Annotated in this window: 23 protein-coding genes; 10 read left to right on the forward strand and 13 right to left on the reverse strand. The window is 44.2% G+C overall.

The genetic code is table 11. From position 1 onward, the window contains the following. Positions 1–80: 80 nt before the first annotated feature. The 6 genes from MAMP_RS15105 (at position 81) to pyrE (ending at position 4669) form a co-directional block, all read left to right on the forward strand. Positions 81–770, forward strand: a complete 690-nt coding sequence (locus MAMP_RS15105; protein ID WP_007146971.1) for a YggS family pyridoxal phosphate-dependent enzyme — start codon at positions 81–83, stop codon at positions 768–770. A 48-nt stretch (positions 771–818) separates the two neighbouring features. Continuing rightward, positions 819–1652, forward strand: a complete 834-nt coding sequence (gene proC, locus MAMP_RS15110; RefSeq protein WP_007146972.1) for a pyrroline-5-carboxylate reductase — start codon at positions 819–821, stop codon at positions 1650–1652. After that, a complete protein-coding gene (locus MAMP_RS15115) occupies positions 1645–2214 on the forward strand; it encodes a YggT family protein (protein WP_007146973.1) in 570 nt (189 codons plus the stop codon). Before proC ends, MAMP_RS15115 begins: the two co-directional genes overlap by 8 nt. 64 nt (positions 2215–2278) lie before the next feature. Continuing rightward, positions 2279–3427: a homoserine O-succinyltransferase MetX gene (metX, locus tag MAMP_RS15120; RefSeq protein ID WP_007146974.1), complete on the forward strand. Its 1149-nt coding sequence runs from the start codon at positions 2279–2281 to the stop codon at positions 3425–3427. Next, positions 3427–4029 (forward strand): methionine biosynthesis protein MetW, encoded by a 603-nt coding sequence (gene metW, locus MAMP_RS15125; RefSeq protein WP_007146975.1) that lies wholly within the window; start codon positions 3427–3429, stop codon positions 4027–4029. The genes metX and metW overlap by 1 nt, the downstream gene beginning before the upstream one ends. Beyond that, complete coding sequence (gene pyrE / locus MAMP_RS15130) at positions 4022–4669, forward strand: orotate phosphoribosyltransferase (protein ID WP_007146976.1); 648 nt, start codon at positions 4022–4024, stop codon at positions 4667–4669. The genes metW and pyrE overlap by 8 nt, the downstream gene beginning before the upstream one ends. A 3-nt stretch (positions 4670–4672) precedes the next feature. Here pyrE and MAMP_RS15135 read toward each other — a convergent pair whose 3' ends face one another. Beyond that, the gene (locus MAMP_RS15135; protein ID WP_007146977.1) at positions 4673–5428 is read right to left on the reverse strand and encodes a sulfite exporter TauE/SafE family protein; all 756 of its coding nucleotides are present in this window, start codon (positions 5426–5428) and stop codon (positions 4673–4675) included. 29 nt (positions 5429–5457) lie between these two features. Here MAMP_RS15135 and MAMP_RS15140 point away from each other — a divergent pair, with 29 nt between their 5' ends. Beyond that, positions 5458–6108 carry a hypothetical protein gene (locus tag MAMP_RS15140; RefSeq protein ID WP_007146978.1) on the forward strand — a complete coding sequence of 217 codons (651 nt, stop codon included), beginning with the start codon at positions 5458–5460 and terminating at the stop codon, positions 6106–6108. Here the strand turns inward: MAMP_RS15140 and hisC are convergent, their stop codons facing one another. Genes hisC through MAMP_RS15190 form a run of 10 tightly spaced genes read right to left on the reverse strand, consistent with a single transcriptional unit; the run spans position 6109 to position 13633 of the window. After that, the gene (hisC, locus tag MAMP_RS15145; RefSeq protein ID WP_007146979.1) at positions 6109–7164 is read right to left on the reverse strand and encodes a histidinol-phosphate transaminase; all 1056 of its coding nucleotides are present in this window, start codon (positions 7162–7164) and stop codon (positions 6109–6111) included. It lies immediately after the preceding gene. 2 nt (positions 7165–7166) lie between these two features. Continuing rightward, a complete protein-coding gene (hisD, locus tag MAMP_RS15150) occupies positions 7167–8468 on the reverse strand; it encodes a histidinol dehydrogenase (RefSeq protein ID WP_007146980.1) in 1302 nt (433 codons plus the stop codon). Further along, positions 8461–9105, reverse strand: coding sequence for an ATP phosphoribosyltransferase (gene hisG / locus MAMP_RS15155; protein ID WP_007146981.1), 645 nt, complete (start codon positions 9103–9105; stop codon positions 8461–8463). The genes hisD and hisG overlap by 8 nt, the downstream gene beginning before the upstream one ends. Further along, the gene (murA, locus tag MAMP_RS15160; RefSeq protein ID WP_007146982.1) at positions 9098–10381 is read right to left on the reverse strand and encodes a UDP-N-acetylglucosamine 1-carboxyvinyltransferase; all 1284 of its coding nucleotides are present in this window, start codon (positions 10379–10381) and stop codon (positions 9098–9100) included. Before murA ends, hisG begins: the two co-directional genes overlap by 8 nt. Before the next feature lie 23 nt (positions 10382–10404). Next, positions 10405–10626, reverse strand: a complete 222-nt coding sequence (locus MAMP_RS15165) for a BolA family protein (RefSeq protein WP_007146983.1) — start codon at positions 10624–10626, stop codon at positions 10405–10407. Positions 10627–10645: 19 nt separating this feature from the next. Continuing rightward, complete coding sequence (locus MAMP_RS15170) at positions 10646–10951, reverse strand: STAS domain-containing protein (RefSeq protein ID WP_007146984.1); 306 nt, start codon at positions 10949–10951, stop codon at positions 10646–10648. After that, positions 10948–11568: an MlaC/ttg2D family ABC transporter substrate-binding protein gene (locus MAMP_RS15175; protein WP_139031946.1), complete on the reverse strand. Its 621-nt coding sequence runs from the start codon at positions 11566–11568 to the stop codon at positions 10948–10950. The genes MAMP_RS15170 and MAMP_RS15175 overlap by 4 nt, the downstream gene beginning before the upstream one ends. A gap of 12 nt (positions 11569–11580) precedes the next feature. Further along, positions 11581–12048, reverse strand: coding sequence for an outer membrane lipid asymmetry maintenance protein MlaD (mlaD, locus tag MAMP_RS15180; protein ID WP_007146986.1), 468 nt, complete (start codon positions 12046–12048; stop codon positions 11581–11583). A gap of 5 nt (positions 12049–12053) precedes the next feature. Further along, positions 12054–12833 carry a lipid asymmetry maintenance ABC transporter permease subunit MlaE gene (gene mlaE / locus MAMP_RS15185; protein WP_007146987.1) on the reverse strand — a complete coding sequence of 260 codons (780 nt, stop codon included), beginning with the start codon at positions 12831–12833 and terminating at the stop codon, positions 12054–12056. Continuing rightward, positions 12830–13633 carry an ABC transporter ATP-binding protein gene (locus MAMP_RS15190; RefSeq protein WP_007146988.1) on the reverse strand — a complete coding sequence of 268 codons (804 nt, stop codon included), beginning with the start codon at positions 13631–13633 and terminating at the stop codon, positions 12830–12832. Before MAMP_RS15190 ends, mlaE begins: the two co-directional genes overlap by 4 nt. 216 nt (positions 13634–13849) lie before the next feature. On the opposite strand from MAMP_RS15190, the gene MAMP_RS15195 reads away from it, so the two are divergent. From MAMP_RS15195 to MAMP_RS15205, 3 genes are read left to right on the forward strand one after another with little or no spacing between them, the layout of a single operon-like run. Then, positions 13850–14413, forward strand: a complete 564-nt coding sequence (locus MAMP_RS15195) for an SRPBCC family protein (protein WP_007146989.1) — start codon at positions 13850–13852, stop codon at positions 14411–14413. A gap of 7 nt (positions 14414–14420) precedes the next feature. Next, the gene (locus MAMP_RS15200; protein WP_007146990.1) at positions 14421–15407 is read left to right on the forward strand and encodes a YVTN family beta-propeller repeat protein; all 987 of its coding nucleotides are present in this window, start codon (positions 14421–14423) and stop codon (positions 15405–15407) included. Beyond that, complete coding sequence (locus tag MAMP_RS15205) at positions 15379–16152, forward strand: class I SAM-dependent methyltransferase (RefSeq protein WP_237701237.1); 774 nt, start codon at positions 15379–15381, stop codon at positions 16150–16152. Before MAMP_RS15200 ends, MAMP_RS15205 begins: the two co-directional genes overlap by 29 nt. Position 16153: 1 nt before the next feature. On the opposite strand, the gene MAMP_RS15210 is transcribed toward MAMP_RS15205, so the two are convergent. Further along, positions 16154–17482, reverse strand: a complete 1329-nt coding sequence (locus tag MAMP_RS15210; protein WP_007146992.1) for a replication-associated recombination protein A — start codon at positions 17480–17482, stop codon at positions 16154–16156. Next, entirely contained in the window at positions 17479–18111 is a 633-nt protein-coding gene (gene lolA, locus MAMP_RS15215) for an outer membrane lipoprotein chaperone LolA (protein WP_007146993.1), read from the reverse strand. The genes MAMP_RS15210 and lolA overlap by 4 nt, the downstream gene beginning before the upstream one ends. Positions 18112–18135 lie beyond the last annotated feature (24 nt).

Genomic DNA, 18135 nt, shown 5'->3' on the forward strand with positions numbered 1-18135 from the left:
TATGCGGTTTGGTGTAGTCTAGTTAATTCAAAATTTAAGCAATGAGTATAAAGGTATCGCGCCCTTATGAGGCTTGCAACATGACAGATGTAAAAAAACGTTTCCAACAAATTCATCACGAAATAAGCACATCGGTATCAGCGGCAAAACGTGATCCACAATCGGTGCAGTTACTGGCTGTTAGCAAAACATGGCCAGCCGATGCCCTGCGTGAAGTAGCCGCATTAGGCCAACGCCAGTTTGGTGAAAATTACCTGCAGGAAGCCTTAGATAAAATTGACGCTTTAGCCGATCTTGATTTGGAGTGGCATTTCATTGGTCCTATCCAATCAAATAAAACCCGTGATATCGCCGGGCATTTTGACTGGGTTCAGAGTGTCGACAGAGAAAAAATTGCCCGTCGTTTAAATGAGCACAGACCTGACTCACTGGCACCACTCAATGTCTGCATACAAATCAACATTGACGAAGAAGAGACCAAGTCCGGTACCAGCCCAGAAAAGTTACTGACATTAGCTGACTACATTGCAACACTCGATAAGCTCAATCTAAGAGGACTGATGGTGATTCCCTCGCCCAAAAACTCCGTCGCAGATGAAAAAGACAGCTTCTCACGTGCTTATGAACTTTTTCAGCAATTACGTCATAAATACCCGCAGGTAGATACCTTATCTATGGGAATGACAGCAGACATGTCTACAGCCATCGCTTGCGGCAGTACAATGGTACGTATTGGTACGGCATTATTTGGACAACGTAATAAGCGTTAGCTCTTCAATGTGACAGACTCAGATGATACATAGATATAAGGTGAACAAATGAAACAATGCACGATCGCATTTATTGGTGGCGGCAATATGGCGCGTAGCCTGATTGGTGGCCTGATAAGCAATCAATTTACTGCAGAAAATATTCACGTTTCGGATGCGAATACCGAAGCTCTGGACAATTTAGCCTCACGCTACAATGTAAAAACCTTTACTGATAATCTCGCCGCGATTGCCGATGCAGATGTCGTCATCCTGGCAGTGAAACCGCAACAGCTGCAATCGGTTATTCGACAAATAGCACCCGCATGGCAGCAGGATAAATTACTCATCTCCATCGCTGCCGGAATCAGGCTGGATGACATTTCTCGCTGGTTAGACTTTGATGGTGCTGCTATCGTCAGAGCCATGCCAAATACACCCTCGCTGGTTCAGGCAGGCGCTACCGCGCTCTGTGCCAATAATTATGTGACTTCTGAACAACATGAGCTGGCCGAATCCATGCTAAGAGCTGTTGGTCTGGCTCTATGGATTAGTGATGAAAAACAGATGGATGCCGTCACAGCCTTATCTGGCAGCGGACCAGCCTATTTCTTCCTGGTACTTGAAGCCCTGCAAACAGCAGGAATGGAGTTAGGTCTTCCAGAAGAAACTGCCAGATTATTAGCACTGGAAACCAGTTTCGGTGCTGCTAAAATGGCACTGGAAAGTGATGAATCGGCCTGCGTGCTTCGTCAGCGAGTCACCTCACCAGGTGGCACAACAGAACGTGCCCTAGATGTGTTTGAACAAGGTGATTTGCGAGGCTTGTTTAAACAAGCACTCACAGCGGCAGCGCAGCGGGCTGATGAACTGGCTGAACAATTAGGACAAGACTATGACTAGTAGTTATATCAGTAATCCGCTTATTTTTCTTATCGATACCCTCATCTATTTATACATGGTTGTTGTTGCGCTGCGCTTGATTATGCAGTGGGCCCACTGGGAGTATCACAATCCTATGGTGCAGTTTATTATCAAACTCACCCAGGTACCGGTGAAGTTTCTTCGCCGTTTTATTCCTGCCGCAGGTCGTTGGGATACGGCCACTCTGGTATTACTGATTGTTGTAGCACTGATAAAAATCATTGCCGTTGGCATGCTCGCTGGCGTATTACCCAAAGGTCTTTTCTGGCTGACAATACTCTTTGCAGAACTATTTCAGCTGTTTATCAATATTTTCACCGTCAGCATTATTATCGAAGTGATATTAAGTTGGGTCACGCCCGCAGGAAGTTATAATCCGGTGGCGCCCTTAGTCGGTAAGATGAATGCTCCCTTACTTCGTCCAGTTAGAAGAACCATTCCGCCTGTTGCAGGTGTAGACTTATCTCCACTGTTTGTATTACTGGGATTACAAGTTTTATCGATGTTAGTCATGCCGCTATTAGCAGGTCGCTATATATGATCCAGATTGCGCTGCCACGGCAGTCTGATTAGACTTAACGCTTTTTTACGGGAATCAACCATATATGCCGGAATCTATACCAGCTGACTCTGTTGGTCTGGTGAAACCATCGACAATTCATATCGATACGCCACTTCAGCTTGACTGTGGTAAGACACTACCAAGTTATGACTTAGTCTATGAAACCTATGGCTCATTGAATGAGAATGGCAGCAATGCTGTATTGATTTGTCACGCCCTTTCAGGTGATCACCACGCCGCCGGTTTCCATACGATGGAAGATCGCAAACCCGGTTGGTGGGATACGGCTATCGGTCCCGGCAAGGCGATTGATACCAACCATTTTTATGTGGTGTGTCTGAATAATCTGGGTGGTTGTAAAGGCTCCACCGGTCCAAACACGATTAATCCTGAAACGGGCGAGTTATATGGCCCTGACTTTCCTATCGTTACCGTCCCTGACTGGGTTCGAAGTCAGGCGATGCTTGCTGATCGACTAGGCATTCAGCAATGGGCAGCCGTCATTGGTGGCAGCCTCGGTGGCATGCAAGCTTTGCAGTGGTCAATCAGCCTGCCCGAGCGTGTTCGGCATGCTATCGTCATTGCCGCCGCCCCTAAACTATCAGCACAAAATATTGCCTTTAATGAAGTCGCCAGAACCGCAATAAAATCTGATCCTGATTTCCACGATGGTTATTACATAAAACATAACACCTTGCCACGTCAGGGACTTGGACTCGCACGTATGCTGGGGCATATCACCTATCTTTCAGATGAAGCAATGGGTGAAAAGTTTGGCCGTGAATTACGTAATGGTGCTATTCAATATGGCTATGATGTTGAGTTTCAAATCGAAAGTTATTTACGTTACCAAAGCACCAGCTTCGTTGAACGCTTTGACGCAAATACCTATTTATTAATGACTAAAGCACTGGATTATTTTGATCCTGCCCAGGCGTTTAACGATGATCTTGTCGCTACCGTTGCGAATATTCAGGCTAAGTCGCTTATCATCTCATTTACCAGTGACTGGCGCTTCTCACCTGAACGCTCAAAAGAAATCGTCAACGCCATGCTGGCTGCCGGTAAATCCGTCTGTTATGCCGAAATTGAAGCTCACCAGGGCCATGATGCGTTTTTAATGCCCATACCTCGCTATTTGGAAATCTTTGGCACCTATATGCAACAAATTGCTGCGGAAGGAGTGAAATAATGGCCTTACGTGTCGATCAGCAAATCATCAGTGACTGGATTCCTGATGGCGCCAAAGTGCTGGATTTAGGTTGTGGTAACGGTAGCCTGCTTAAACATCTGCAACAAAGAAACATCACCGGCTATGGCTTAGAAATCGATAACAGTAAATTTGCTGAATGTATCGAAGCTGGGATCAATGTTATCCAGGCAGATCTGGATGAAGGTTTAGCGCAGTTTGCTGATCAGAGTTTTGACTTTGTTATCTTGTCACAAACCTTACAAGCGATTCAGCGCCCTGACTTTTTATTGCAAGAAATCGTTCGTGTTGGCAAAAATGGCATTATCGGTTTCCCTAACTTTGGTCACTGGCAATGCCGTGTGCAATTAGCACTAGGTGGAAAAATGCCGGTCTCCAAAACACTTCCGAATGCCTGGTTTGAAACACCAAATATTCACTTATGCACAATCCAAGACTTTGAGAACCTTTGTGCTGATCATCAACTCAAGGTTCATAACAGAAGCATTGTTAACCACAACAATAAAGACAGCTTAGGAATACGATGTCTGCCTAACTTATTTGGTCAGGTCGCGATTTACCGAGTTCAAAAACAACATGATTAAACAATATCAAAAAGAATTTATCGAGTTTGCCATTGCCACAGGTGTTTTGCGGTTTGGTTCATTTACACTGAAATCTGGTCGTCAAAGCCCCTATTTCTTTAACAGCGGCTTGTTTAATAGCGGTGCCAGTCTGGCAAAACTCGGTCGGTTTTATGCTCAAACCATTGCTGACTCTGGACTTGAGTTTGATGTGTTATTTGGACCAGCCTACAAAGGCATACCACTAGCCTCTACCACCGTGGTCGCCTTAGCCGATCAGCATAATCAAGATATGCCTTATGTCTTCAATCGAAAGGAAATCAAGGATCATGGCGAAGGTGGTCAACTGGTTGGCGCTGAACTGAAAGGCAAAGTCCTTATTATCGATGATGTTATCTCCGCCGGCACCTCAGTCAGAGAGTCTGTTGAGATAATCCGTGCCGCTGGCGCAGAACCCGCCGGTGTTATTATCGCTTTAGACAGACAAGAACGCGGTCAGGGTGAGCTTTCTGCCATACAAGAAGTTCAGGCCGAACATAATATTCCTGTATTGAATATCATTTCTCTGAACGACCTTTTAGGCTACCTTAAAGATAGCCCTGATTTTGGCGAGTATTTACCAGCAGTCACCGCATATCGCGAACAATTTGGTGTAGCCTGAACATCAGCCGTAAATTAATTTCGCGGATATAAACAAAGTCACAATTTCAAAAGCACGTTTAATCCAGCGGTTACCGTGTTTTATTGCCAGATGGGATCCGAGATAACCGCCCAATAAAGAGCCAAGTAGTAATGCGGGAAGCCAGTCCCAACGAATATCCCCCAGCAGTCCTAATGTGATAGCGCCTGCGCCATTCCAAAACAGACCGACCATTATCAGCGTGTAGGCAACTGCACGCTGATAATCCATACCAAACCACCCTACCAGCCATAGTGTCACGAAAAGTCCCGTACCTGAGGTTAGAGAGCCATTTAAGAAGCCTATCAGGAACAAGACCATTCCACCGCTAACACAGCCGATCCAGTCTCGGTGTACAGGTTCATAGTTTTGCCCTAACTGTGGTTTCAAAATTGAGTAAATTCCCAAGCCACCAGTCAATATTCCCAGCGCTATCTCTGCCATACGATCGGGAATGAGCAAAATAATATTTCCTCCCAGCACAACTCCAGGCAACCCTGTCAATAACATTAAAACAACAAACTGTCGTTCCAAACGACTTGTTTTCAAATATCGCAAAACAGCTCCAACACCCAAAGCGACGCTGGCCACTTTATGGGTTGCTAAAGCCACAGAAAAACTTAAACCAAGGAAGATTAAAACGGGAAATTGAATAAGGCCGGCACCACCACCTGAGAAGGCAGAAAAAGTATTGGCTACCAATGAGACCAAAAACAAGATAAATTGATCAAGAAAATTCAATTGTTGACTCCAATCACGCAGACAAGATCATGATACGTAAACTACCCCTGTTGATATTTTGCTCTATATTCAGCCTTTCAGTCAGTGCAGGTCAGTTGTATCGCTTTCCTGATGAGAACGGTGTCATGACTCTCAGCACAACATTACCATCAGCCGCATCGCAAAAAGGCTACGATATTATTGATGCTGAAACCATGCGGCTGATTGAACGCGTTCCCGCAGCCTTAACTGAGCAGGAACTACTCGAGCAGGCCGCCAAACAAAAAGTCGAAGAAGAAGCACGTATACAAGCAGAAGAACAGGCCAAACAGGCAGAAGAAGCTCGACAGGCACAACAATCTTACGATAAAACCTTACTGATTACTTATCGTTCTGAAGCAGATCTTATTCGCGCTCGTGATAGTGATATTGCTTATAGGCAAGAACAAATTGCTATGCATCAACAAAAACTCCCTGAGCTCAAACAATATCTCTATGAACTACAAAATGAAGCCGCTCAGCGTGAGCTAAGTGGGGCGAAAGTCACCGCCAATATGCAAAAACGCCTAGATGCAGCTAAAGAGGAAATTCAAGTCAGACAACAAGCTATTACCGAACTTAAAGCAGAAATTACAGAGTTACAGTCGAAGTATCAGCACGATCTTGAACGTCTTAATTACCTGCTTAAACGTAAACAGTAACTAGACTAAGGTATCTAAAACAGATAATAACTGCTGATTTTCACCCGCTGTACCGATAGAGATTCTTAAAAACTGATTAATTCTCGGCTTAGTGAAGTGTCTGACGATAATGCCTTCTTTTCTGAGCCCGGCAGCAATTTCTACAGCATCTACCTGCTTGTGTGAAGCAAAAACAAAGTTTGCAGCAGATGGCAGGACATCAAATCCCAACTCCTCAAGACCTGCTACCACTTTATTCCGCTCATCGATCACCGCTTGGCAGGTTTCATTGAAATAAGCTTTATCATTCATTGCAGCAACACCAGCTGCAGAAGCCAGGCTGTCAACAGGATAAGAATTAAAACTATCTTTAACTCTGATTAATCCTTCAATAAGATCAGCTTGACCAATCGCATAGCCAACTCTCATTCCAGCCAGCGAGCGTGATTTTGACATGGTCTGCACGATTAACAGGTTGGGATAATCTTTTACCAGACTAACCGCAGACTCACCACCAAAATCAATATAGGCCTCATCTATTACCACAACAGACTCAGTATTGTTCTGTAACAGTCGTTCGATTTCAGACAGTGCTAATAAGCAGCCTGTTGGCGCGTTGGGATTGGGAAAAATAATCCCGCCATTGATGCGATCATAATCATCAACATTAATACTAAAATCATGACTAAGTGGAACAGTGTCATAGCTTATCTGATAAAGCTGACAATACACCGGGTAGAAGCTGTAGCTGATATCTGGGAATAGAATAGGTGCTTCTTGTCTGAAGAATGCATTAAAAACATGCCCAAGCACTTCATCAGAACCATTTCCAACAAATACCCAAGCAGCATCAATCCGATAAAAATCAGCAATCGCTTGGCGTAGCTCGGCCGATGTAGGATCCGGATATAAACGTAAGCGATCACTTGCCGCCATGCGAATAGCCTCAATCACTTTTGGTGATGGGCCATAGGGATTCTCGTTGGTGTTGAGTTTAGTCAAATTGGCCAGTTTAGGTTGTTCACCTGGCACATAAGGGTCTAACTCATTAACAAAACCGCTCCAAAAGCGACTCATGATTAATCCTTAAGACGATATTCTGCTGAACGAGCATGAGCTGTAAGACTTTCACCACGCGCTAAAACCGAGGCGATCTGACCTAAACTCTGTGCGCCTTGTGCAGATACCTGAATCAAACTGGAACGTTTTTGGAAGTCATACACACCCAGCGGCGAACTGAATCTTGCTGTTCTTGATGTCGGTAATACGTGGTTAGGTCCCGCACAATAATCACCCAAAGCCTCAGGTGTATAGCGGCCTAAGAAAATAGCACCTGCATGACGGATTTTCTTTGCCATTTCCATCGGTTCATCGACAGATAATTCTAAGTGTTCAGCGGCGATAAAGTTGGCAACCTCAACAGCCACATCCATATCGTCAACGTGAATAAGCGCTGCACGATTTTTGAGTGATGTGGAGATAATCTCTTTACGTTCCATGGTCGGCAAAAGCTTAGCAATTGAAACTTTGACTTTTTCCAGGAAATCGGCATCAGGCGATATCAATATCGATTGAGCATCTTCATCATGTTCTGCCTGTGAAAACAGGTCCATGGCAATCCAGTCAGGATCGGTTTTACCATCACAAATCACCAAAATCTCAGAAGGTCCGGCAATCATATCAATACCAACGGTACCAAAAACCATGCCTTTTGCAGTAGCCACGAAGATGTTACCCGGCCCCACAATCTTATCCACCTGTGGAATAGTTTCTGTACCGTAGGCCAGTGCAGCTACAGCCTGAGCACCACCCACAGCAAAGATACGATCGACGCCTGCAACGGCTGCCGCTGCCAGTACTAACTCGTTGACTTCACCATTCGGTGTCGGCACCACCATAATTAGCTCTTGTACCCCAGCCACTTTTGCCGGAATCGCATTCATTAATACAGAGGATGGATAAGCGGCTTTACCACCTGGTACATAGAGTCCAGCCCGGTCTAAAGGTGTCACCTGTTGTCCAAGCAAAGTACCGTCTTCTTCCTTATAGCTCCACGAACTCTGTTTTTGATGGTCATGATATTGACGCACACGCTGTGCTGCTGCTTCAAGCGCTTGTCTTTGTTCTGCCGGAATATTTTCTAATGCTGCTTTTGCTCGCTCCAGAGAAATCTCAAGATCAGACATTTTTTCAGCAGTGACATGATCAAAACGACGGCTATACTCGAGCACGGCTTCATCACCACGTGATTTCACCTCTGCAAGTATTTCCTTAACAATGTCTGTTACTTTGTCATCTGATACACCTTCCCAGGCAAGAATTTCTTCAAGGGAAGACCAGAAATCAGCTTGTGATGCACTGAGCTGTTTTAATTCAATCATTGTTTTGTTCTCTAACCGCGTCTCTAATGTGTTCAATAAAAGATTGCATTCGTTTATGTTTCATTTTCATCGATGCTTTATTGACCACTAATCTAGAACTTATATCCGCAATATGTTCCATCGGAATCAAACCGTTAGCACGTAAGGTGTTACCTGTATCGACTACGTCAACGATTCGGTCTGCCAGGCCAACCAACGGAGCCAGCTCCATTGAACCATAGAGCTTGATAATTTCAACTTGCTCGCCTTTTTCAGCATAGAAACGGCGAGTACTCTCAACAAATTTGGTGGCTACACGCAATCTACCAGAGCTCGGCTCAACATCGGGCTTACCCGCAGTCATTAATTTACAGCGCGCGATTTTCAAATCAACAGGTTCATATAGTTCAGCGTGCGGATGTTCCATTAGAACATCTTTACCCGCCACACCAATATCGGCACCGCCGTATTCAACATAGGTAGGCACATCAGAAGCCCTGACAATAATTAATTTTACATCAGGCAGGTTGGTATCAAGAATCAGTTTACGACTGGTTTCAGGATCATCAACGGGCACAATTCCTGCTGCTGCAAGTAAAGGTAAGGTTTCTTTGAAAATGCGTCCTTTTGATAAAGCAAGCGTCAACGTATCAGACATTATCTGACCTCGCAGAGCTCGGAATACGACGAATCTTCGCGCCTAACTGCTGCAACTTCTCTTCAATACATTCGTAGCCACGATCGATGTGGTAAATACGCTCTACTACCGTTTCACCCTCGGCAACCAAAGCAGCAAGAACCAGACAGGCAGATGCCCGTAAATCAGTCGCCATTACCGGTGCTCCCGTCAGATAATCACGGCCTTTGCACACCACAGTATTGCCTTCAATTTGTAAATTAGCCCCCATTCGTTGCATTTCTTGCACATGCATAAAGCGGTTTTCAAAAACCGTTTCAACAATAGTGGCCTGGCCTTCAGCAATACTATTCAACGCAGTGAACTGAGCCTGCATATCCGTTGGGAAAGCTGGATATGGTGCTGTTCTAATATTCACAGCTTTAGGTCTATTGCCATGCATGTCGAGAGAAATCCAGTCATCACCGACGCTGATGGATGCCCCAGCCTCTTCAAGCTTTAACAAAACAGACTCTAATTGATTGGCATCAGTATCTTTTAACTTGACTCGTCCACGGGTCAATGCGGCTGCAACGAGATAAGTACCTGTTTCAATGCGGTCTGGTAATATCTGATATTTGGTACCTGATAATGACTTAACACCCTCAATCACAAGTGTGGCGGTTCCGATGCCAGATATTTTTGCCCCCATTTGATTCAGATAATTGGCTAGATCGACGACTTCTGGCTCTCTGGCTGCATTTTCAATGGTGGTAGTACCTTGCGCTAAAGTGGCCGCCATCATCAGATTCTCAGTACCGGTAACGGTAACCTGATCCATGAAAATATGCGCCCCTTTCAACCCCTTACCACTTGTGGCACGGATATAACCATTTTCAACACGTATGTCTGCACCCATTTGCTGTAAGCCACGCAGATGTAGATCGACCGGACGTGAACCAATCGCGCAGCCACCAGGAAGTGATACGTCTGCTTTGCCATATTTTGCTAATAACGGCCCAAGCACCAGAATAGAAGCTCGCATGGTTTTGACAAGATCATAGGCCGCTTCGGTGTCAGTCAAGGTAGTTGGGTCAATAACAACACCAGACCGTTCATCAACGGTAAGTGTGACCCCCATGCGACCGAGTAACTCAAGTGTAGTGGTAATATCATGCAAATGTGGCACATTACCGATACGCACAGCAGAGTCAGCCAGTAATGCCCCCATTAAAATGGGTAATGCAGCATTCTTAGCACCTGATATACGTATTTCACCGTCTAGTGCTACACCGCCACTAATAATCAATTTGTCCATAACAGTCTTTGTATTGTCTACTGCTAGGCCGCAGAAGTTTTTAATGATAGAGCGTGAATTTCACCACTGGTAAATTTATCTCCCAGCGTTTCTTTCACCATTTTATGTTGTTGTACTAAAGTTTTACCTGCAAAAGATGGACTGACGACGCGAGCATCAAAGTGCTGTCCATCATCACCAAATACCTGTACTTCGGCATCAGGTAATCCGGCTTCAATCATTTGTTTAATATCAGATGCTTTCATGAGTTTATAGCTTTCAAATTTATTTTAGTGGCAGCAATTCATCTAAGCCAGATGCTTTAGCAATAGCGTCCATCTGTTCAGGTAAATGCTTGAATGCGATTGATTTCTTGGCTTTTTTAGCCGCTCTCATCCAATCTACTAGTAAAGCCAAACCTGCGCTGTCAGCCTGAGTGACATGTTGTAAATCAATTTCAATGTCGTTTACCGCATCGAAGACACCTTTTGATTCTGTTAAAGCAATCTTTGCTGACTCAAGTGTCATCTCTCCGGTCACTACAAAACGCTTAGAGTGCTCTTCGTATTTGATAGCAAACAATTCGCTCATGATTTTAATTTTGCATTACGGTCAGCTAAATCACTGATCAGATTATCAACACCTTTGTTACGAATCTGTGTAGCAAAGCTTGAGCGGTAATTTGTGACTAAACTTACGCCATCAATTTTCACGTCATAAACTTTCCATGCATTGTCATCATTTTCATACAACGCCAATGACATAGGAATCGGAGGACCTGCTGGTTGAACGACTTCCATAGGCACAGTCACCCGTTTTCTGGAGACATCATCACGGAAAGGTAACAAGCGGATTTCTTCATTTGTATATTCAAGCATAGCGGTTGAATAGGTTCTGATAAGTAGCAGTCGGAACTCTTCAACGAATTTAACTCGTTGTTCATTATCTAGCTGGCGCCAGTTTTTACCCAAAGCCAGTTTGGACATTTTTTCAAAATCAAAATACGGCATAAGAATTTGTTCGACTAACGAGTAAATCTTATCCGGGTTGTGGTTTAGCTCAGCTTTATTATCTTTCAGTGCTTTTAACATTTCATCGGATGCATTTTTAACCAATGCTTGAGGCACAGGCATACTATCCGCCGAAACCGTTAAACTTGTTGCAAGAAAAAAGCCTGCCATCAGAGACAAAATATATTTGCTTATCATTTTCGTGTTCATTTATTCGTTGCCTTCAGCTTTACTGTATAAAAACTGGCCGATAACTTGTTCAAGAACCAGTGCTGGTTGAGTAAGTGTTATGACATCGCCATTTTTTAAAGATTCATCTTCAGCACCAGCAACCAGACCAATGTATTGCTCACCTAATAATCCAGCAGTGTAGATACTGGCTGATGTATCGAGCGGAATATTATCAAACTGGGGATAAATATTAAGTGTGACTTTGGCATCAAATGTCTTTGGGTCAAGACTGATATCAGCAACACGTCCGACTCTCACTCCTGCCATCGTGACCGGTGAGCGAACTTTTAAACCACCAATATTTCCAAACTCAGCTGTTACCTGGTATCCCTTTTCTTCCGTTAAGTCACCGAGGTTGCTCACTTTCATTGCCAGCATAAATAACGCAGCAATACCCGCCGCGACAAACATTCCAACAGTAATTTCAGTACTCTTACTCTGCATCATTCTCTCTAATCTCCAAACATCAACGCAGTCAGTACAAAGTCCAGTCCCAAGATAGCAAAGGCTGAATGTACTACTGTACGAGTTGTCGCTCTACCAACACCTTCTGACGTTGGCACCGCATCATACCCTTCAAATAAGGCAATCCATGTAACAACAAGACCAAATACGACACTTTTGATCACGCCATTAAAAATATCTTCAAATAAGTCTGTTTTGGCCTGCATCTGAGACCAGAAAGCGCCATCATCAACGCCGAGCAAGCCATGACCGACCAAAAAGCCTCCCAACACACCCACAGCACTAAAAATGGCAGCGAGTAAAGGCATCGAGATAATCCCAGCCAAGAAACGGGGAGCAATAATTCGCTTTATTGGGTCAACAGCCATCATTTCCATACCTGACAACTGTTCTGTACTTTTCATCAGGCCTATTTCGGCAGTCAGTGCAGAACCTGCACGACCAGCGAACAATAGAGCACTGACTACAGGTCCGAGCTCTCTTACCAGAGACAGAGAAACCATGACACCAAGTGACTCTTCTGCACCAAAATCGACAAGCGTATTATACCCTTGCAGTCCGAGTACCATACCGACAAATAAACCAGAAACCAGGATCAGCATCACCGAAAGAACACCGATCGAAAATAACTGCTGTATAACGAGCGAAAACCTCAAAAACAGACCAGGTATGCCTGCTAACATCGCCACTAATAATAGGTGGGCACGTCCAAGACGTTCGAATGAGCCGAGTCCCCATCGTCCAAGACTTCGAATATAGTTTATCATGCATTATCCTCAGGATTGAGTAAGTCCTCAGCGAAGTCGGGGCCAGCGTAATGAAATGGAACTGGGCCGTCCGGCAATCCCTGCATGAACTGCTGAACCCATTGTGAGCCCGAACGTTTCAACTGCACAGGAGAACCGTGTTCGATAATTTTACCCCCTGACATAAGGTAAATATAGTCAGCAATTTCAGCTGTTTCAGCCACGTCATGAGAGACAACAATACTGGTTAATTTCATGGCATCGTTAATACGATGAATCAGATTAACGAGAGTTCCCATAGAGATAGGGTCCTGGCCTGTAAATGGTTCGTCGTACATGATCATCATAGGCTCCAGCGCAACAGCCCGAGCTAACGCTACACGTCTGGCCATACCACCAGATAACTCGTTTGGTGAAAGATGACGGGCATTACGAAGCCCTACGGCCTGTAACTTCATCAACACCAAGTCGCGTATCATCGATTCCGGCAGGTTGGTATGTTCACGTAGCGGAAATGCGACGTTATCAAAAACATTAATATCCGTTAATAGGGCACCGCTTTGAAATAGCATGCCCATACGTTTACGAAGCTCATAGAGCTCAGAGTGAGATAACTTATGAACATCCTGTCCATCGACTTCTATCGTTCCCTTATCTGGGCGTAACTGACCACCAATCAGCTTTAGTAAAGTGGTCTTACCGGTGCCACTTGGTCCCATGATAGCTGTAACCTTACCACGCTGAATGTCGATGTTTACGCCATCAAAAATGACTCGGTCACCACGATAAAAGTGCAAGTCCCTGATTTTTATCAGTGGCACAGGCTTCTCCGCTTGTCTAGTAGAATATAAAGGTCGTTAATTTTCATTAATATGCGTGACTAAGTCAAATATCCTTGTGGAAAATGTTAAATAGTTCCGATACAGTGTGCAGTCCAACTTATGGTGATACGTGTTCGATGACATTTGTTCAGACTGTGTTCAGGATGGCTTTGTTAACGTCACTGTCGGATTTATTGAAAAACGGAGATAGAAATAATGAAAAAAATATTACAGTTTTTTGCCATTACACTTGCTGTATTACCGATGATTGCAAGTGCACATGGTCCAACAAGACAATCTGTTAAAGAATCTGTCTTTATCAATGCTTCACCAGAAAAAGTATGGGCCGTGTTAAGCGACTTTACCGCAATTGATAAATGGCACCCAGCTGTGGCAAGTGTTGAAATGCTAAGTGATAACGAACGTAAATTAACACTGAAAGGTGAAGGTCATCCAACCATCACTGAAAAATTAGAAAAGCTTGATAACGACAAAATGATGATGATCTACAAAATCGAAAAAATGAGCGTTATCAAAACAATTACATATAACAGCAAAGACACACCTTACTACACTCTGCCTGTAAATAACTATAAATCTTGGTTATCAGTCAAAGCGAAAGATGGTGGTTCTGAAGTCACTTGGAAAGGTAAATTCTATCGTTCATTCATGGATAACCCTCCAGTACCAGAAGGTCAAAGTGATGAAGATGCTGTTAATGCCGTTAAAGGTGTTTACACATCAGGTCTGAACAACCTGAAAGCGATGCTGGAAAAATAATTCCATCATGTGGTTTCAAAATGCTCAAAAGGCGACTCTTCTCAGGGTCGCCTTTTTTCTTTCATTCTGCTTCATTCTAACTAGCTGTGCTGATGATAAGCCAGAGTATGCGCTGATTACCAATCAACTATCGAGTAATGTCAGCGTCATCGATCTCAGCACACAGACCGTTATCAAAACCATTCCTGTCGGTGAACACCCAGCTGGTATTAGTGTCAGCCCATATCATGATATGGCTTTTGTCACTAATCCAGACGGACAAACGATTTCTGTGCTTGATTTAAAGTCGCTTACTGAACTCCGTCAGATAAAAGTCGGGCCTGGACCTGTTGGTGTGACATCTTCTAAGGATGGTAAACGCGTCTATGTAGCAGACTGGTACGAAAATAATATTCGAATTATTAATCCTGACTCGGGAGAGTTAATCGATACGATTGCAGTTGGAAAGTCTCCTGCTGGTCTTGTCAGTGATGGAAAACGTCAGCGGCTATATGTGGCTAATCGCGATGATAACAGTGTGTCATTCATTGACCTCAACAATGACGAGGTCACCCACACCGTCGATGTAGGTAATTCGCCATTTGGAGTGGCCATTTCACCTGATGGCTCTCGTGTTTATAGTGTCAACGTTGAAAGTAGTGATGTCACTGCCATTGATACTAAAACAGCCAAAGTCATCCAAACTATTCCTGTCGGAGAATGGCCTTATTGCGCGGTTGTTAGTCGTGATAATAAAAAGCTGTATGTCATCAATCAGGATGAGGCGACCATCTCTGTAGTCGATACCACTTCTTTCAACATTACCAATACTATTGAGATTGAAGATACACCTGAAGGTATAGATATTAGTGCCGATGGTTCACAGCTCTATGCGGTAAACTGGGGAAATAATACCGTTTCTGTAATTGATACAAAAACAGAAAAAGTCATTAATTCCATTGAGACAGGCAAGGGGCCTCGCTCCTTTGGACAGTTTATTACCACCGTTGAATAATGAACTAGATAGTCTCGTGGCAGTGACTTCAGCAGCACTGCCACGAGCAAAACTTCTCGAAACAAAACTTTCTGTGCCTATTAAGGTACTTGATAAGTCATTTGTACAACTATTGGTTGAAGAGCAGCGATTGAGTTTGCAGGTGCCTGATATCGGTAAGCCTGTTTTTATCAATTTCAGCTCAGGCAAATATGATCATCGCCGTAAATTCGGTGGTGGCAAAGGACAGCCATTAGCCAAAGCCGTTGGTATGAAACAAGGACATACCCCCAAAATTATTGATGCCACAGCTGGCTTTGCCAGAGATGCTTTTGTATTAGCCTCTTTAGGAAGTACAGTCACGATGCTTGAGCAAAGTCCAGTGATAAGTTTGCTGATTGAGGATGCATTACAACAAGAAGAGATGGAAGATGAGGTGAGACACATCACTCAGCGAATGACTATCCATCATGCCAATGCCATCGATTTTTTATCGACTGTACAGGAACGTCCTGATGTCATTTATATGGATCCCATGTACCCCAGCCGGGATAAATCGGCCTTAGTGAAAAAAGAGATGCAGGCGCTACACCAGCTTATCGGACCAGATACAAATAGTGAAGAATTACTCTCGGTAGCGAGACAGGTAGCTCTGCGTCGAGTTGTGGTGAAACGTCCCAAAGGCGCTGAGTTTGTTGGCAATCAGAAACCGAGCGCCAGTATTCAGAGTAAAAATACCCGCTACGATCTCTACGTCAATAGCTAGATTATTTCTGCCGAGCCTGCTTATCCATAGCTCTGAGTCGCTCTAATTTCTCTGCTATTTTTATTTCAAGGCCACGATTAACCGGTTGATAATATTCCCGCTCACGCATTGAATCGGGGAAATAGGTTTCCCCAATAGCATAAGCATCAGGCTCATCATGTGCATAACGATACTCTCTGCCATAGCCCAGCTCTTTCATCAATTTGGTGGGCGCATTACGTAAATGTACCGGTACTTCAGCCGAGCCATGGGATTTTGCATCATGCATGGCGGCTTTAAAAGCGGTATACACCGCATTACTTTTGGGTGCACAGGCAAGATAAACAACTGCTTGGGCGATGGCCAATTCACCTTCTGGACTCCCCAGCTTGTCAAAACTTTCCCAGGCATCCAGCGCAATGCGTAAGCCTCGGGGATCGGCATTACCAATATCTTCAGCTGCCATTCTGACCACTCTGCGCATCAGGTATACAGGATCACAACCACCATCCAACATGCGACATAACCAATAGAGAGCCGCATCAGGTGCTGAGCCACGCACGGATTTGTGCAAGGCTGAAATTTGATCGTAAAAAGCTTCACCCCCTTTATCAAAACGTCGAATCGTCCCGGATAAGACTTCAGCAAGGTCATGCTCATCCACCGCTTTTTGACCTTTGCTATCAGCCAAATCCACGGCTATTTCAAGTAGATTTAACACTCTGCGACCATCACCATCTGCCGTTTGTGCTAACTGATCACGTAATGACTCGCCAACTTCGATGCCTCTGTCAGCAAGTCCCAACTCCTCATCTGACATTGCCCGGTCAATGATTTGGCGTAAATCCTCAGCTTCTAATGATTTAAGCACATAGACCCTAGCACGGGATAACAAAGCGTTATTTAATTCAAAAGAAGGATTTTCTGTGGTGGCACCAATAAAGGTGAACGTACCATCTTCAACATAAGGTAAAAAAGCATCTTGCTGCGATTTATTAAAGCGATGTACCTCGTCCACAAACAACATGGTTCTGCGGCCACGCTCCTGCAATAACTGTTGAGCGCGTGCAACGGCGGCTCTTACTTCTTTCACCCCAGCTAACACTGCCGAAATGGTAATAAACTCAGCATCACAATAACCTGCAATAAGTTTAGCTAAGGTAGTTTTACCTGTTCCGGGTGGGCCCCAAAAAATCATGGAATGAGGATGACCAGAAGCAATTGCCTGACGCAGCGGCTTACCTGCACCCAGCAAATGTGTCTGTCCAATATACTGGTCAAGCGTCTTTGGACGCATGCGATCCGCAAGAGGCCGTCCAGCTAAGTCATCAACTTGATCAAACAAACTCACTGCTGCGCTTCACCTACAATGTCTATGCCTTCGGGTGCACTAAATTTAAAAGTATCTTTTTTAAACTGCGGATTAATCTTCACCTGGCTGAACATTAAGCGAGTTCTTTGATCAAAGCTATCACGCATGATCATTTGCTGTAACTCATCTTTATTAAAGGCCAGCATCACAGACTGAAAGTTACTGCCGCTCTGTTTAGGTGTTAACTCTACCCAGCTTAGACCATCATCAGATTTGAGGTTACGAATATTGTAGCTATCTTCAGGTAAAGCCTGCCCCGATAATAAGGTAGCCGGTGTATCTTCCAAGGCCTCGTTTTGTGCCTTAACCGTGACTTGTTCTAAATCAACATCATAGAACCAGACATTCTGGCCATCAGCAACGATATGCTGTGGGTATGGGTCATTGTAATCCCAACGAAATTTACCCGGTCTTGCCAATTGGAATTCGCCCTGAGCCTGTTCAACTAAATTACCATCTGGATCCAGAACGGTTTGCTCAAAATGGGCCTGAAATGTATTCACTTGTTTAACAAAATGATCAAGCTTTTCTGTGCCGCTCATATCTGCCATGGCAACAACAGGAAGCAACAATAGCAAAAAGCCTTGTGCTAAATTTTTTATGGTCATTCAATGACTCCGAAAGATAAATTG

The sequence above is a fragment of the Methylophaga thalassica MP genome, from assembly GCF_000214595.1.
GTDB lineage: Bacteria > Pseudomonadota > Gammaproteobacteria > Nitrosococcales > Methylophagaceae > Methylophaga > Methylophaga thalassica.